We start from the raw sequence: 14,654 nt of genomic DNA, 5'->3' as shown, positions 1-14,654 counted from the left end.
CTCAGTCGCTGTCTGGGTCTTCGGTGTATGGCTCGGCCAGGCGTTGCCCGAGGTCGTCGAGCCAGCACCGGACCCAGTTTTGCAGCTCGGCAAGGTCGTCTTCCTGGACGCCGTCGGCTGTGTGCCCCTCATCAGAGGTGAACTCGAGGCCCTCAAGGTGGTGCCGTAGTTCTTCCCGGTCGAATTCCTCTTTGTGCCGGGCACCCAGGTGCTCTAGTTCCGCGACCGTGTACAGGTCGCGGGCGCCGAAGACGTCGATGGCATCGCGCGGGAGGCCGCGATCGTGCAGGGCACGCACTTTGAGTCCTACGGCGTCGTCCCGGGAGAGGGTCGGCCCGGCCGCTGTGTGCACCGGAGGCTGGTGAAAGATCTCTTTGAGGATGTCCAGGTCACAGTCCTCACCGGTCTTGGTGTCCGTGATGCGCAAATGAGCCATACGCGGGGCGATCTCGGCGGTGCGGACGGTCCATCCCTTGCCGCGGAGGCCAGCTGCAATGCTGCTGGTGATCTCGTTCATGTCCGCATGCGCCTCGGTGGCGAGGTCCAAGTCCTTGCTGACGCGGCTGACCAGGCCGTGGGCCTGGATCGCATAGCCTCCTGCGAGGACCAGGCGGTAGGAGCGGCCGCTATCCAGGACGTCCTTCAACAGGCGCTGGTACAGATCTGGGAGTGTCATTCCGCGACGCTTGCCGTCAGATGGGGAAATCGCAGTGTCCGACACGTCTGCACGCGTTTGCCCGGATGGAGGATCTGAGCCGTGTCCCGGGCGCTGTGCGGGTCGGCTTTCCTGTAGCCACGGAGGTCTTCGTCCAGGCAGTGCAGTTCGGCCCACTGCTGTTCTACCGCGGCCAGCCATTCCCACGCCTGTTGGTACGAGCAGGCACCGACGAGATAGGTCACCCGCTCGTCGGCATCCGGCTCGACGAACACGTCGACATCCGCGCATCGATGAGGCCGCAGCAGAGTCGTTCCGTCCCGATCACCGGGACACCCTATCCACACGGCTTCAGGCCTACCCTGACCTGCCGGTCCGTCAACTCGAGACTGCAGGGAATGGTGGATGAGCAAGATGCAACGGAAAGGCCGCAGCCTGGCGAAGCAGGGATGTGGGAGGGCAGCCGCACTGACGCTGGCCGTTTGGTAGGGCGCCTGGGAACGTTCGAGGTCGCTGGTTTGCGCAGCCCATGGCGGTCAGCGCATTGTGCAGCGCCTGAGCCTGTTCAGCCGCGCCGTCCCACAGGAGGTTGACGTCCCCGGTCAGCTGCCCCACAGGGGTTGGCCCGGCCGGATGTCCCGCTTGCAGCAGAAGTGCACTTGCCGAGATCTCCTACGCAGGTGGCCGACCGCACGCAAGTTGGACGTCAGTGTCAGCAGGGGCGACCTGTATCGACGGCCCCTGACGTTACCTAGCCCGATCAGCGAAACGCCGTACCTGCGGTACCGCTGTACAGAGTGATGTCGCGACCACCACGAGGATCGCGCAGGACACCAGCGCGGTCGGCGGAGTGGTGAGTTCGGCATAAGGGCCGGCGGCCAGAAGCCCCGCCGTTGCCAGAGAGAGTGAGCCCAACCAGTCGAAGGAACTCACGCGCGACAGTGTGGCTTCCGGCACGTGTCGTTGCAGCGTGGTGGCCCACACGACGCCATACAGACTGAAGGAGAGGCCGTGGAGGAACATCGCCGCTGCGGTGAACGGATCGGGTGCCGCGGCGGCGAGCAGCACCATGGGGAGTGACGCGGGTAGGGCGGCGAGATTGGCTACGAGCATGGGCCGCTTGAATCGGCTACGGGAGGCCAGAATCGTTCCTGCGATGCTGCCTACGGCTTGGGAGGCGACAAGCAAAGACCAGTCCCGAGCCCCCCGGGCCCCGTGGTCGTGTGTGTGGAAGACCAATGGGCCCAATACTCCTGCCGTGGCGTTGACTGCCGCCATGACCAGCGCATATTGACAGGTGAGAGCCCACAGCCATGGGCGAGAGCGGAACTCACGCCATCCGCAGCGGAAGTCGGCCCAGCTGGAATTGCTGGGGGCCGGGCGCCGGGGTAGGTCTATGCGCTGCATGAGTAATCCGCTGATCAGGAAGGACAGGGCATTGACTGCCAGGGCCCAGCCAGCGCCCGCGAGGGCCACTATGCTTCCTGCGGCTCCGAGGCCCAGGAGATTGGCGATGTTGGTGCCCGTCTTCAGAGCTCCGTTGGCCCTTTGCAAGGCTGATCTCGGGACGAGGAGAGGGAGAAGTCCCTCCAGCGCGGGGTAGAGAAGGGCTGAGGCTGTACCTGATATGACGGCTAGCAGGCAGAGCAGGAGAAGCGGCGCATGCCGGGTGACGATCAGCAGGGCCATGAGCGCGTACGCGCAGCCGGCTGTGTACTCGGAGGCCAGGATCAGTCGTGAGCGTCGCACCCGATCGGCGATGACTCCGCCGACCAGGATGAAGGCGACCTGCGGCAACGCTTGACACGTCAGAACCAGGGACAGGCGGCCGGGAGTAGCGTGGGGCAGGCTGAGCATGCCGAAGGCCAGGGCGACCCGGACCAGTCCGTTGCCGATGACGGAGACGAAACGGGCCGTGGCGAGGCGGAGGAAGTCTCGTTCGGTCCGCAGGCGGACGGATGGCTCGGCCTGGAGCGATTCCTCAGTGGTCGTGGGGGGCACCGGGGTTGATCTCCTGATCCTGTTGCTCCAGGCTTGCGGTCGTTGCGAACCGGGCGACTCGTTCCTGCAGTTGGTTGGCCGCAGCCATCCAGAAATCCTGGGACCGGAGATCAATTCCGCACTCAGCGGCGAGGCGGTCCGGAGCGTTGCGGGTGGACCCTGCCAGTAGACGCGTGACCGCAGACCAGTTTCCGGTGCGGTGGGCGACCGAGGTGAGACCAAGACCGAACAGGAGGCCGAAGTAGTACGGCCAGTTCGTGTACGGGGTGTCCGCGTAGTAGTGCGGCTTCGAGATCCACCCGTAGCGGTCGAGGGTCTCCGCGACGACGCTGTCACCGTAGGTGGACAGTTGCGCCTGGTGCAGGAGCGCGCTGATTTCCTCGGGTGCGAGGGGAGCGTGAGTACGTTGCTTGATGTATTCCGACTCGAATACATAGCGGCTGTGAGTATCAACGATCACTTGGAAGTGCCCGATGAGTTCGGCGTTCATGAGGGAGACGGCATGCGGGGTGGATTCAGCGGCATCAAGGAGCAGATGTTCCGTCATGAGACTTGCTGTTTCGGCGACTGCCAGCGAGGGGATGCGCTGCAAGGGGCCAGCATCCCTGAGCAGGTGGTAGTGGTAGGCATGGCCTAGCTCGTGTGCAAGGCTGAGCACGTCGTCCATGGTTCCACTGAAATTCACGAGAATTCTTGATGTTCCTCGGCCCGTTGGCATGGTGAGCGCGGTCTGCCGCTTGTGTGGTCTCGGCTCGGCGTCGATCCAAGATTCCCGATCTGCCCTTCTGACCAGGTCTGAGAATTCTCCAGAAACGGGAGCCACAGCCCGGGAAATGAGGTCCAGCGCTTCTTCCCAGGAGATCCGGGGTTCGCTGGGAAGAGGCGCCTGAATATCCCAGTAGCGAAGCACTTGGCAGCCGAGTATTCCTGCCTTCGCTGCGGCGAAGCGGCGCAGGGAGAGGATGCAAGCATGGACGGCCTCGTGAACGAGGTCGAGAGTCTTCGCATCGATGCCGTTGGCATCCAGCGAGATGTCCAGCGGGTCTGCCCAGCCCCGGTGTCGTGCGAGGACAAGGGTGCCGCCGCGGATTGCGTTGAGGCATGCTGCGGCCGGGACGGCAATCGACCTCCATGCCTGCTGGAGAGCGTCGTGGGCACCGCGTCTGCGGTCAGGATCGTGGTCGCCAAGCTGGCTGCGCAGAACCGAGATGGGTACTTCTGCGCCTCCCCCCTCACTGGCGGTGAGGGTACTGATCAGGTTCCCGTGTAAGGCACGCCAGGAGTCTGCGGAGGTGGGGGCCAGCTCAGCGAGCAGGGATTCCTGGGCCTCGGAGAGCTGGTGTTGTGCAAGGCTCTGCGCCCGTTCCAGCCAGTAGGTGTGGGATGCCGCGATGGAGCTGGCGGCGGTGAGGCGTGCCCGGTCAAAGCGGGTGGCCCACTGGCGCAAGCGGGCGAGGAGTGGGGGCAGGGTACTGGTGGCTTCCCGGAGCGCTGCGGCCTGGGTACGGCTTTCCCGGTCGGTGCCGTCAGCCCAGCACCGGCCCGCCCAGTAGAAGGACAGAATGCGGTGTTGTTCGACGATCTCGCTGGTCATCGCCATCGTGGTGTCGAAGAGGGTGATCTGCTCCGGTGAGGTCGGCAGTGCTGCTCCGGTGCTGATGCCGTGCTGGTTGTAATGGGCCTCCAGGGTGGCGATCCCGCTGACCAACCGGCTCAGTTCGGTGTGGCGTGGGCTGTTGCCAGGGAGCAGGGTCTCGAGGTTCCAGCGCGGAAGTGCCTGGTGGCGCATTTCATCCGATTCCGTGGGGGTGGTCCGATATGCAGGGGCGGGGCCCAAGGTGGCTCGGGCCCCGCCGGGTGCGGTCAGTCGACCTTGGGTGCCTTCTCCGGGTCGATGTAGACCTTGCGGGCGCGCAAGCGGCCCTCGGTGGTATGCCGGCCGACGACTTCCTTCACGTCGTCTCCGTCCGCGACGGGCCGGCTCAGGCGGATGCTCACCTCGGCGCGCAGGCCGAAGTTGTCCTGAACCGCCTCGTCAGCGGCGGATGCGGCCTCGACGAGGCCCTTGCGGACGGCGTCCATGTAGTGGTCGACGTCGGCGGGGTCGAGGTCGATGCCAACGATGTTCTCTCGTTCCTCCGAGGTGGTGAAACGAGTCAGCTTCGGTTGCGAATGGGACATGTGGTCCTCCGTCTACAAGCTGATGGCGTGTTAGGGGCTGCGAATAGCCCCAACCGCGATGCGGCCGCCATCCACCCTGACCCATTGCCACAGGTCATGGACACGGCGCATCGGATGGTTGGCTATTTAGCGACTGCCACAAGGATGTTATTTGTCCCAATTGATAGCTATTGCACCATTCGCATTGCATAATCTTTGCGCAATCGGGGTGCAATCTAGATGCATTTGGCATCTTGTTCAGGTCAAACGACCCTCGCGGCTTCTGCCGTCACCGAGTGCTGGGTAACGTTCCACCGAGCGCAGCCTGGCGTGCCGATATCTCGAATGACGGCAGGGAGCTTCATGTCCCGGAATGGTAAAAAGACCCGCTTGCAAGGCTCATTCACAGATCCCGACGGGATTCTCGCCACCTTTTACACAACTGAGCGGGCCGGCGCCTTCCGCCTGAGCGACGGAGGCGGCCCGTTCGGCTTCGACATCACCACGGCCTTGCAGGTCGACTATCTGATCCGCTCTTACGGCTGTGACGGCATCGTGGAAACCGGCTCCTTTCTCGGCGACACCGCCTCCTATATGGCGGCTCGGTATCCGCATCTCCCGCTGCGCACCTGCGACGTTTCAGGCAACTACGCTTCCTTCGCCCGAGCGCGCCTTGCCCCCCACACGAATGCTGCCGTGTTGACAGGGAATTCCGCTGACCTGCTGCCCGACATGATCGCGGGCATGCGTCGGCCCTTCGTCTACCTGGACGCGCACTGGTACGACGTGTGGCCTCTCCAGCAGGAGCTCTCGGTCCTGGAGCACGCGGTGGTGGCCATCGACGACTTCGACATCGGCCACCCCCGCTTCTCCTTCGACGCCTACGACGGCGTACGGTGCGGGCCGGAACTGGTGGCCGAGGCTCTGCCCGATCAGCGGGACATCTATGTGGGTGATCCTGAGGCCGTATACCCCTACCCCTGTCTCCAGACAGGCCGCCGGTCAGGGACCGCCTTCCTGCTTCGTGATCTTGAGCCGGCCGCGCTGCGCGCAAGCAGCATGTTCCGACGGATCCCCCTGCATCCCGGCGTGCGCATGCCGTCCTGGACGTCCGTTCCGGCACAGAGCGCCGTACTCATCGGCCAGGAGGTGTAGTTGTGCACGTCCTCAGCGGCAGCGTCCGGGCACGGTCTTCGGCTGACGTGGCGTCGAAGGCCTGGGAGGTGGCCCAGCGTCTGGGCGTTACCCGGGTCGCCGACGTGACCCGGCTCGATCGCATCGGCATTCCGGTCAGCTGCGCGACCCGCCCCCGCGGGGGCATTCTCCGGGTGACTGCGGGAAAGGGACGACGGCCCGTCGAGGCGTACATCGGCGCCCTCATGGAGAGCATCGAGCAGGGCGTCGCTGAGAGAACGGCCCACAGCGCCGAGATCTCATGGATGACCGCACGCTCCGTGGTACGTCAGGGCGGCCCCACGCTCGGCAGTTTCTGCCCGCACATCAACGCCCCTCTCGACGTGGACCGCCTCCTGCCCTGGGTGATCGCCCATGACCTGGTCCGTGACTGCCCGGTGCCGGTACCTGCGGAGCTAGTCTTCATTCCCTGCCCAGAGGACCTGCTGACCGGCTACTTCGGCTCTACCACCACGGGCCTTGCTTCGGGGAGCACATACCCGGAAGCTCTCCTGCACGCCCTGTGCGAAGTCCTCGAACGGGACATCACTTCCTTTCAGACAGTGCAGGACGAGTCCTTCCTGGTGTTGCCGGAGACCCTGCCACCAGAGCTTGGCTCTCTCATCGAGATGATCAATCGTGCGGGCCTACGGACCTGGCTGCGCTGGGTCCCCTCTGCGGCAGGCATCTCCTACTTCACTTGTCTGATCGAAGACCCCGATTTCCCCACCCCTCTGTTCTGCAACGGCGGATACGGTGCTCACCCCGTCGCTGCCATCGCCGCCAGCCGTGCGATTACCGAAGCCGCGCAAAGCCGCCTCGCTTACATCCAAGGGGCGCGGGAGAGCCTGGAGGACAGCTACGCCCTCTTTCGCGACGCACCGGCGGAAGTCCTGGACGGGTACCGCAAGGAACTGGTCGGACGCTACGCCGACGGCGCCCGAACGGTCGCCTTTTCCAGCGTTCCCACCCAAGAGCCGGCCGAGCCCGAAGTGCTCCTCGAAGCCCTCGTGCGCCGTTGCCGCGCCGCCGGTTTCCCCTCCATCGCCGCCTACCACTACGAGGAACTGGCCCGGCCCTTCTGCGTGGTACGCGTGACCGTGCCGCACGCCGAATTGTTCAACAACGCCAGCCACCGCCTCGGCAACCGGCTCGGCTCGCTGCGCCGCATCTCCCGGACCCTGGAAGGTGCCCGATGAGCATCCGCCTTCCCACGCACCTGCATCTCATGGTCGGCTCCACTGGACACGGCATGGAAGCAGAGCTCGCCGCAGCCCGCCAGGTGATCCGGCATCCACCGGCCGAACGCGGTTCCATCCAGGTCCTGCTGGACGAGCACCCTGACGAACGTCTGAACATTGCCCTGGTCGACGGACGTTTCGGCGATGTGCTGTCGGTCGGACACAAGGAACTCCTCTACGCCCTGGACCGCGGATGCCGCGTCTGGGGTCTGGGCTCCATGGGCGCTCTACGCGCAGCCGAACTGCACTCCTTCGGCATGCTCGGATATGGCCAGGTCTTCTCCCACCTGCGGGACACCATGGCCCCAGACGACGAAGTCGCTGTGCTGCACGGGCCCGCCCCCAGTTACAGGCCCGTCACCGAAGCACTCGTCGACCTGCGTGAACTCCTGACGATCTGGGGCAGCCAACAACTGGTGACCCGGCGGCAGGCGGCGCAGATCATGAACCAGCTGTCAGCGACCTGGTTCGGGCACCGCTCACTCGCGCACCTGATCGACCTGGCACGGCGCCTGCGTAAAGACGAGTCCGCCGACCGACTGCGCGCCGCCCTGCCAGCTCCTCGCCGCTACCGCGTCAAAAGCCGTGACCTGACGGCGTTCCTCAAGGAGGAACCTTGGCTTCAGTAGACTCCTTCATCCAGCGAGAGTTCTGCGGATTCCCCTTCCTCGACCTCGCCTTCTCCGAGCGCCGCCTGCTCACCGCGGTGGCCTGTGTCCGCTGGAATCTGATCTCTCAGACCGACAGCGCGCCGAACACCGAACAGCTCCAGGACGTTCTGCGGCCCCAGACCGCGCTCAGCATCCGCCGACGGGAACTCGAATTGCCCATCCCGGGCAGCCCCTTGCCGGCAGACCACCGGGCCCGCATCGACGAGGCTCTCGCAGCCATCAGCGAAACCATTCCCGAATGGAAGCCACTGCTGCAGCTGCCGGTGCGCTTCCTCCGTCTCGATGATGCCAACGGTGCCATCGGCGCCAGCTGCTACGCCTGGCCTCAGCACATCCTGCTCGGCGACGATGCCTTCGCCTCACCCTGCGAACTCGCCGAGCAAGTGCTGCACGAGATCTCCCACAACTGGCTGTACCTCGTGGAAGAACTCCGCGCCCTGCAGCACCACGACTGCGGACACACCCTCACCCTGCCCTCCGGCACCGGGGGCCGGGACCCCGACGAAATCCTGGGAGCCGTCCACGTCGTCCTCAACGTCCGGCGGCTGTGGTCTGGCCTTCCCGTGCCGGACGAGCAGCGCCAGCGACGCCTAGAGGACCTGGACACTTACCTCGAAGGATGCCTGCCCCTGCTCGACGCGGCACGGACCTGTCTGACCGAAGACGGTCAGGCTCTCGCCGACCGACTGCTCCAGGAGGCCGTAGCCGCATGAAGATCACCGGAGAACACGCCAACCTCTGGGCAACTCCTTTCCTGGTACACGAGGTAGACGCCCCCGACGGCTACAACGAGGCCCTGCGCCAGCTCTTCCTCGAGCGGGAACGCTCATCGGCCGGAACCAAGGTCGGCATCATCGACGCGACCAAAACGACATCGGACGTCCTGCGCTGGAACGATCCCCTCATCGATCCGCTGCGCGGCTGGATCCTGGACGTCGGCGAAGCCATGAACAGCCACACGGGAGCCGGCCTCACCACCACCGGCGCGCCAGCCCAGATGATCGCTGAAGCCTGGGCTGTCATCTACCACGAATGGGGCCACCACAAGATCCATGCCCATCACGACGCCGCGTGGTCCGGGGTCTACTACGTGCACACCGAAACCATGGAACCCGGCACCGGCAACCTCGAGCTCGTCGACCCACGCCCCGCAGCCTCATCAGCTCAGCCCCGCTACTCCCCCCTGACATCCTTCACCCCCCACAGCGGCACCCTCATCGCCTTTCCCAGCTGGCTCCAGCACTGGGTCACCCCCTACATCGGCGGCAGCGAACGCATCTGCGTCGCCTTCAACATCGGCTTCGAGCGGTGAGGCACATGACCTTCGCCATTCACGATCTCTGGCAGACCCCCGTTTTCACCGGATCCCTGTCCACCGACGACATCCCCCATCTGATCGACATCACCAGTGCACACGCCACTTCGCGCAACCAGCGTGCCCAGCAACTCGCGCAGGCGCTCACCACAGCCGCCCCCCTCCTCGTGCCCACCCAGGACAACGCTCCAGAGCCCTCATGGCACTGGATCACCGAACAATGGAAGCCCGGCTACCACGCCGGCCTGCGCTACAGCCCCGGCAACGTGCACGCCATCGTCGTCCTCAACGCCTCAGGCACCCCCCGACACCCTGAGTCGGGACAGATCAGCCTTCACGATCCACGGGTGGGCGCCAACAAGGTTTTCCTTCCCGGCCTGCCCTGGGGGCGCCACCATCACCTGCTCCCCCGCCCCGGCAACGTACTGGTCTTCCCTAGCTGGCTGGGATGGTCGGTGGCACCAGTCCAGGACGGGCACACCATCGATGTCTGTCTCCTGCACACCGACGTCACAGCGCCCCGCGCGAACGAATCGCTGCAAGGGACCCGTGCTTGAACCCGCCCCAGCCCCCTGCGCCTACCCGCGCCGCTGCTGTCGCCTGAGGCGAACGCCCGAATTCTCAAGCAGTATGAGAACTGGCCCGCAGCCGGGCGAAAGCCCGATGACGGAAAGCGTCCCATCCCCCACTGCTCGAAGGCCCGCCTCGTGTCCCCCGTCGAGGCCGGCCTTCGAGCAGTGGGGGATGCCTGTCAGGGCAGTGCTGGTCTGCGACGGGCTCAAGGGCCTGCCCGAGGCGGTGGAGGCGGTCTGGCCGCGAACGACCGTACAGACCTGCGTCGTCCATCTGCTGCGGAACTCCTGGGGATGTGGAGTTCGCCGCTGAGGAAGGCGGTGAGGAGGTCGGTGAGGGTGCCGTTGATGGCGATGCGCCAGTGGTCTGGATCGGATTCGGGTTCGGTGATCCAGAAGAGGTAGTTGCCGTTGTCGGTGACTCCCGCGACGAGGAGGTGTCGGGGGTCGTGGGGAACGGGGAAGGTGCCCTGGTCGCAGTCGCGCTGGAGTTGTTCCTGGACGCTTGAGGCCAGGGGCCCGGCGAGGCTGCCGGACGGGTGGTAGACGTGCAGGAAGTTGCAGAAACTGCCCGGCCCGTACGCGGCGGCGAGCTCTTTGTAGTCCCGGGGAAGCGTGCGGCCGAGACCACCCTCTGCGGCTGTCCAGTCCACTGCGGGTGGGGCCGCGGGTGGCGGGCCGAGCCGGGTGAGGTCGTCGATGGTACTCACAGGAGTCCTCGTCGGGGGGACCTCGTAGCCGTTGGCGCGGGCCCATTCACGGATGGTGTTGGTGTCGACCGACCAGCCAGCGGGGGGCGCAGGCTGGACTGTGTTGTCTTGGCGGGAGGGCGTGAAGGTGGCGCCCCGGTGCAGGACATCTGCCGGAAAGAGGGGAACGTGGAGTTCGCCGCTGAGCAGTGCAGTGAGGAGGTCGGTGAGGGTGCCGTCGAAGATGTACCAGTCGTGGCCGCGGGCTTCGTTGATAGCGATGCGCCACGCATCCGGCTCGGACTCGGGTTCGGTGATCCAGAAAAGGTAGTTCCCGTTGTCGGTCACTCCCGCGACAAAGAGGTGCCGGGGGCCGTGGAGAACGGGGAAGGTGCCCTACCGCGAGCGGCATGCCGTCGAGTGCGGCATCAATCGCCTCAAGCGCCATCGGGCCGCGGCCACGCGATACCACAAGCTCGCCGTTCGCTACGAGGCCACTGTGCTGGTCGCAATGATCAACGATTGGATACGAGTGGTTCTCGCGTACCCATGATCGCTAGCCTCACCGGCTATGAAGCAGCGGCAGCAGAAGAAGCTCTCCCACCGCCTTTTCGAGGCAATCCTGTCAGGTGATGCCAGGAGCGCGAAGACCCTGCTGCGCAGTGGAGCAAGTCCGGAGAGAAGGAACACTGACGGCACCACTCCTCTGTACCTTGCTTCGGTGCAGGGAGAGGCCGAGGTGGCCCGCTTGCTCATGGAGGCCGGCGCTTCCCCTGACACTGAAAGCAGCGGCCCCGGCTCGGAGGGCACACCGCTGTGCGCAGCTGCTTGCTGGGGACACACCGCAACGGTCCGGGAACTGTTGGCGCATGGCGCCGATCCCACCCTCCGCGAAGACCATGGCGCAGGCTGGTCCCCGCTGGACTGGGCGGACAATGGCCCCCACCCCGACACTGCCGAGATCCTCAGGGCAGCAGGAGCGCACCCGACAACGAAAGCTCACCCAGCTCCGTAGCCAGGAGTCTCACTACCCACTTTCCCAACAGGCCCTAATTCGTTCGGCTTCGGGGGCAAGTCCTGCGCGCCGTCGCCGCGCCACTCGATCAGCGCGGACTGCTGCACCCACACATCGTCCACGTCGTCCAGGCCCGCGAGGCGCAGGAACTCGACGACGTCCAGCAGACCGTACGCGAGCCCTACGAACCGGTCGTCGACGCGTACGCGTCGCCCGCCGTCCTCTGCCGGCGGATAGATGATGACGGGCTTCGTGGTGGTCATGGCACCAGCGTGCGGTGGAGGGCTCGTGCGCGCATGCGGGTCAGTGGTGGTGCTCGTAGGCTGGTGCTGCTCGGGGCTCACGCGGAGGTCCCTCATGCCCCGAACTGTGTGGAACGGTGCCATCTCGTTCGGCCTGGTCAACGTACCTATTCACGTGGTCAGCGCGATCGAGAACCACAGCATCGCCTTCCATCAGTACCACCTGGAGGACATGGGCCGGGTGCGGGTGAAGAAGGTGTGCGAGCTGGAGGACCGTGAGGTCGCCCAGTCGGAGATCGGCAAGGGCTACGAGTACGCCAAGGACCAGTGTCATTCATCCACTCGACTGATCTGAAGACCTCCGCCAAGCCAGCCTTCCGCTGGCAGCCGTTGCACGGGTAGCAAGGGGAGAGTCCCAACAGCACGGCATGCCGTGCCCTATCTATGGCGAGCGCGACATTGCGCCGAGTACCGGCGCAATGCGAACGGGTGGGCGGCGCCGTCGTGACGACCGCGCGGTGCTCGCAGCGATCATCTTTGTCGCTACGTCCGGCTCCACCTAGGGCGCATATCGAGTCATGATCAATCTGCGGGAAACGCCCTCGCTGCGAGGCGTGATCCGGTAGATCGTCTTGCGTGACGCGAGTGCAACTGACTGATGCAGAGTGGGAGTTCATTGGGCCGTACCTGCCGATCGGTGAGTACGGTCCGTATCCCGAGCGGCTGCGGCAGCAGTTCGAGGGCGTGATCTGGCGGTTCAAGACAGGCGGGCAGTGGCGAGAGATGCCGCAGGAGTTCGGTGTCTGGTCGACCGTCTCCAACCGCTTCCGCCAGTGGCGGGACGCGGGAGTGTTCGAGGCCCTGTTGGAGGGGCTGATCGCCGAAGCCGCGAAGCGGGGCGAGGTGGACCTGTCGCTGGTCAGCATCGACTCCATCACCGCGCGGGCTCACCACGACGCTGCCGGGATGCACCTGGACGAGGACGTCCTCGCCGCGCTGGAGCAGGTTGCCACCCAGGAGGAGAAGGCCAAGCCAAAGGGGGCGGCCTCGAAGAACAAAACGGGCAGGCAGTCGAGAGTGATCCCGCGCAGAAGGAGCGACGGCGGATCCGGCGTCGGCGGAAGCTCCAACTGAAGGCCGCCCTCCTGGGTCGCTCCAGGGGTGGGCAGACCCGCAAGGTCCACCTCGCTGCCGACCGCAGGTGTCGCCCGCTGGCGTTCGTCCTGACCGCGGGGCAGGCCGCGGACAGCCCGCAGTTCATCCCCGTGCTGGGGAAGATAAGGGTCCGCGGGCCCCTCGGCCGCCCCCTCACCCGGCCGGACACGGTCGCCGGGGACAAGGCCTACTCGTCGCGCGGAAACCGGGCCCACCTGCGGCAACGCGGCATCAAGGCGGTCATCCCGGAGAAGAGGGACCAAGCCGCCAACCGTAAGAAGCAGGGCTCCAGAGGCGGCCGACCCCTCGGTCACGATGCCGACCTCTACAAAGGGAGGAACACCGTCGAGCGCCTGATCAACAAGCTCAAGGCCTGGCGGGGCATCGCCACCCGGTATGACAAGACCCCCGGCAGCTACCTCGCCGGCCTGCACCTACGCGCTTCAATGATCTGGATCAAAGACCTCACCCGCACTACCCAGTGAGTACAGCTCGACACACGGGTGGCCTGACAGCCACGAGCCGCTGGCATCGGAGACTTGCCCGGTCAGAGCGGGCCGGCAGTCCTGTAGACGGAGACATGGGAGCGCGACTCTGCGGTGAATTCCTCTCCCGACCAGTCGGCATGCCTGGACTCCAGCGTCATTCCGGCCAGCTCGGCCATCAGGTCGAGTTCAGCCGGCCAGACGTATCGGTGCGGGCTGCGAAACAGCCGGGCCTCAGCGCCACCCTCGGCGTCGAACCCAAAGTGGTGCGAGACGACCTGCTGGCGCAGGACATCGTAGGTGTCGAGCCCGATATAGCCCGGCGCCGACCCAAAGACCACGCCCTGCTGACTTGGCGGCAACTTGCGAAGCTCGGGGACCCACAGCTCGATGACGAACCGCCCGCCCGGCGCGAGGTGGCGTGCGGCGTTTCGAAAACAGGCAACCTGCTCGGCCTGCGTGAGCAGGACTGAGATGCCGTTGTAGACGAGGTAGACAAGCTGGAACTCGCCCGGGACTCGCGCAGTGGCCATGTCGCCGACGACGACCGAAATAACCGTATCGTCCGCTTTGGTGCGGAGCTGATCGAGCATCGGCTTCGACAGCTCGATGCCACTGACCGGGACTCCGCGCTCCGCGAGCAGCAGTGCCACCCGCCCGGTCCCGATGGCGAACTCCAGCGCCCGCCCGCCCTCGGTGAGCTCCGCCAGGCGGTCCACCGTCGGCCCCAGCACCTCCGATGCGAACATGCCGGTCCCGGGGGTGTCATAGCTCTGAGCGGCCTGGTCATCCCAAATCTCACTTTGAAGCATGAGCAGCGATGATTGACTACCGTCCGAGGAACGTCAACGCACTTTCTCCGCAGCCGAGATGAGGGTGCGCCACCGCGGGCTCCTACTCGGCCCAACGATGGCACCCCGAGAAGCACCGGCGATGCTCTATGTCCCGGCCAGGCGCGTGACGTGACCTGCCCCTCTCCCACGCTGGCGGGCACCTCGGGGCGGACTCAAGCAGTCACATTGATCACGACTCGCGGCCCGGGGCCGGTCTGTCGACGCGGGTGCTCCGCCGGACCGTCTGTGCGCGCACGCTGACGGTCACTCACCACCTTGCTCGCCGCTGTCAAACGGAAGGCGGGCAAGGTGCTGGCAGAAGCAATCGCTCTCGTGCGCCTGAATCACATGCGCGAGGAGAGCCGCTTCATGCGGGGCGCGAAGAACGACCGGGGCGGCGTTCCATGGAGCCGCAGCGTCCCCGCCCCGTGACTCTTTCGTGCAGAT

15 protein-coding genes and 2 pseudogenes are annotated in these 14,654 nt (G+C 65.6%); 10 read left to right on the top strand and 7 right to left on the bottom strand.

What is annotated here, in order from left to right; all coding sequences use genetic code 11:
* Position 1 precedes the first annotated feature (1 nt).
* The 5 genes from ABZ098_RS36865 to ABZ098_RS36845 all read right to left on the bottom strand — a co-directional run bounded on the left by ABZ098_RS36865 (position 2) and on the right by ABZ098_RS36845 (position 4,837).
* Entirely contained in the window at positions 2-676 is a 675-nt protein-coding gene (locus ABZ098_RS36865) for a nucleotidyl transferase AbiEii/AbiGii toxin family protein (protein ID WP_356598119.1), read from the bottom strand.
* Positions 673-930 (bottom strand): hypothetical protein, encoded by a 258-nt coding sequence (locus ABZ098_RS36860; protein ID WP_356598118.1) that lies wholly within the window; start codon positions 928-930, stop codon positions 673-675. Before ABZ098_RS36860 ends, ABZ098_RS36865 begins: the two co-directional genes overlap by 4 nt.
* 472 nt (positions 931-1,402) lie before the next feature.
* Complete coding sequence (locus tag ABZ098_RS36855) at positions 1,403-2,656, bottom strand: MFS transporter (RefSeq protein ID WP_356598117.1); 1,254 nt, start codon at positions 2,654-2,656, stop codon at positions 1,403-1,405.
* A complete protein-coding gene (locus ABZ098_RS36850) occupies positions 2,637-4,445 on the bottom strand; it encodes a M3 family metallopeptidase (protein WP_356598116.1) in 1,809 nt (602 codons plus the stop codon). Before ABZ098_RS36850 ends, ABZ098_RS36855 begins: the two co-directional genes overlap by 20 nt.
* 74 nt (positions 4,446-4,519) lie before the next feature.
* A complete protein-coding gene (locus ABZ098_RS36845; protein WP_356598115.1) occupies positions 4,520-4,837 on the bottom strand; it encodes a hypothetical protein in 318 nt (105 codons plus the stop codon).
* Positions 4,838-5,161: 324 nt separating this feature from the next.
* Here ABZ098_RS36845 and ABZ098_RS36840 point away from each other — a divergent pair, with 324 nt between their 5' ends.
* From ABZ098_RS36840 to ABZ098_RS36805, 8 genes and pseudogenes are all read left to right on the top strand, one after another.
* On the top strand, positions 5,162-5,971 hold the full coding sequence (locus ABZ098_RS36840; protein WP_356598114.1) for a hypothetical protein: 810 nt from the start codon (positions 5,162-5,164) through the stop codon (positions 5,969-5,971).
* A 2-nt stretch (positions 5,972-5,973) separates the two neighbouring features.
* Positions 5,974-7,188: a YcaO-like family protein gene (locus tag ABZ098_RS36835; RefSeq protein ID WP_356598113.1), complete on the top strand. Its 1,215-nt coding sequence runs from the start codon at positions 5,974-5,976 to the stop codon at positions 7,186-7,188.
* A complete protein-coding gene (locus ABZ098_RS36830; protein WP_356598112.1) occupies positions 7,185-7,859 on the top strand; it encodes a TfuA-like protein in 675 nt (224 codons plus the stop codon). The genes ABZ098_RS36835 and ABZ098_RS36830 overlap by 4 nt, the downstream gene beginning before the upstream one ends.
* Entirely contained in the window at positions 7,847-8,614 is a 768-nt protein-coding gene (locus ABZ098_RS36825; RefSeq protein WP_356598111.1) for an HEXXH motif-containing putative peptide modification protein, read from the top strand. The genes ABZ098_RS36830 and ABZ098_RS36825 overlap by 13 nt, the downstream gene beginning before the upstream one ends.
* Positions 8,611-9,213 (top strand): TIGR02466 family protein, encoded by a 603-nt coding sequence (locus tag ABZ098_RS36820; RefSeq protein WP_356598110.1) that lies wholly within the window; start codon positions 8,611-8,613, stop codon positions 9,211-9,213. Before ABZ098_RS36825 ends, ABZ098_RS36820 begins: the two co-directional genes overlap by 4 nt.
* A gap of 5 nt (positions 9,214-9,218) precedes the next feature.
* The gene (locus ABZ098_RS36815; protein ID WP_356598109.1) at positions 9,219-9,773 is read left to right on the top strand and encodes a hypothetical protein; all 555 of its coding nucleotides are present in this window, start codon (positions 9,219-9,221) and stop codon (positions 9,771-9,773) included.
* A gap of 202 nt (positions 9,774-9,975) precedes the next feature.
* Positions 9,976-10,077, top strand: a pseudogene (locus tag ABZ098_RS36810) (transposase); the annotation flags it as partial.
* A gap of 971 nt (positions 10,078-11,048) precedes the next feature.
* Complete coding sequence (locus ABZ098_RS36805) at positions 11,049-11,492, top strand: ankyrin repeat domain-containing protein (RefSeq protein ID WP_356598108.1); 444 nt, start codon at positions 11,049-11,051, stop codon at positions 11,490-11,492.
* On the opposite strand, the gene ABZ098_RS36800 is transcribed toward ABZ098_RS36805, so the two are convergent.
* Entirely contained in the window at positions 11,477-11,755 is a 279-nt protein-coding gene (locus ABZ098_RS36800) for a hypothetical protein (protein ID WP_356598107.1), read from the bottom strand. The two genes, ABZ098_RS36805 and ABZ098_RS36800, sit on opposite strands and share 16 nt — an antisense overlap.
* Before the next feature lie 94 nt (positions 11,756-11,849).
* Between ABZ098_RS36800 and ABZ098_RS36795 the strand changes: the two genes are divergently transcribed.
* Positions 11,850-12,089 carry a Ku protein gene (locus ABZ098_RS36795; RefSeq protein WP_356598106.1) on the top strand — a complete coding sequence of 80 codons (240 nt, stop codon included), beginning with the start codon at positions 11,850-11,852 and terminating at the stop codon, positions 12,087-12,089.
* A gap of 281 nt (positions 12,090-12,370) precedes the next feature.
* Positions 12,371-13,374 (top strand): annotated as a pseudogene (locus ABZ098_RS36790) (IS5 family transposase).
* A gap of 62 nt (positions 13,375-13,436) precedes the next feature.
* Here ABZ098_RS36790 and ABZ098_RS36785 read toward each other — a convergent pair.
* The gene (locus tag ABZ098_RS36785; RefSeq protein ID WP_356598105.1) at positions 13,437-14,186 is read right to left on the bottom strand and encodes a class I SAM-dependent methyltransferase; all 750 of its coding nucleotides are present in this window, start codon (positions 14,184-14,186) and stop codon (positions 13,437-13,439) included.
* Positions 14,187-14,654: the final 468 nt, after the last annotated feature.

The sequence above is a fragment of the Streptomyces sp. NPDC006335 genome (assembly GCF_040612795.1).
Lineage (GTDB): Bacteria > Actinomycetota > Actinomycetes > Streptomycetales > Streptomycetaceae > Streptomyces.
Note: the sequence above shows the minus strand (reverse complement) of the source record. Positions and strands in the feature narration are given on the sequence as shown.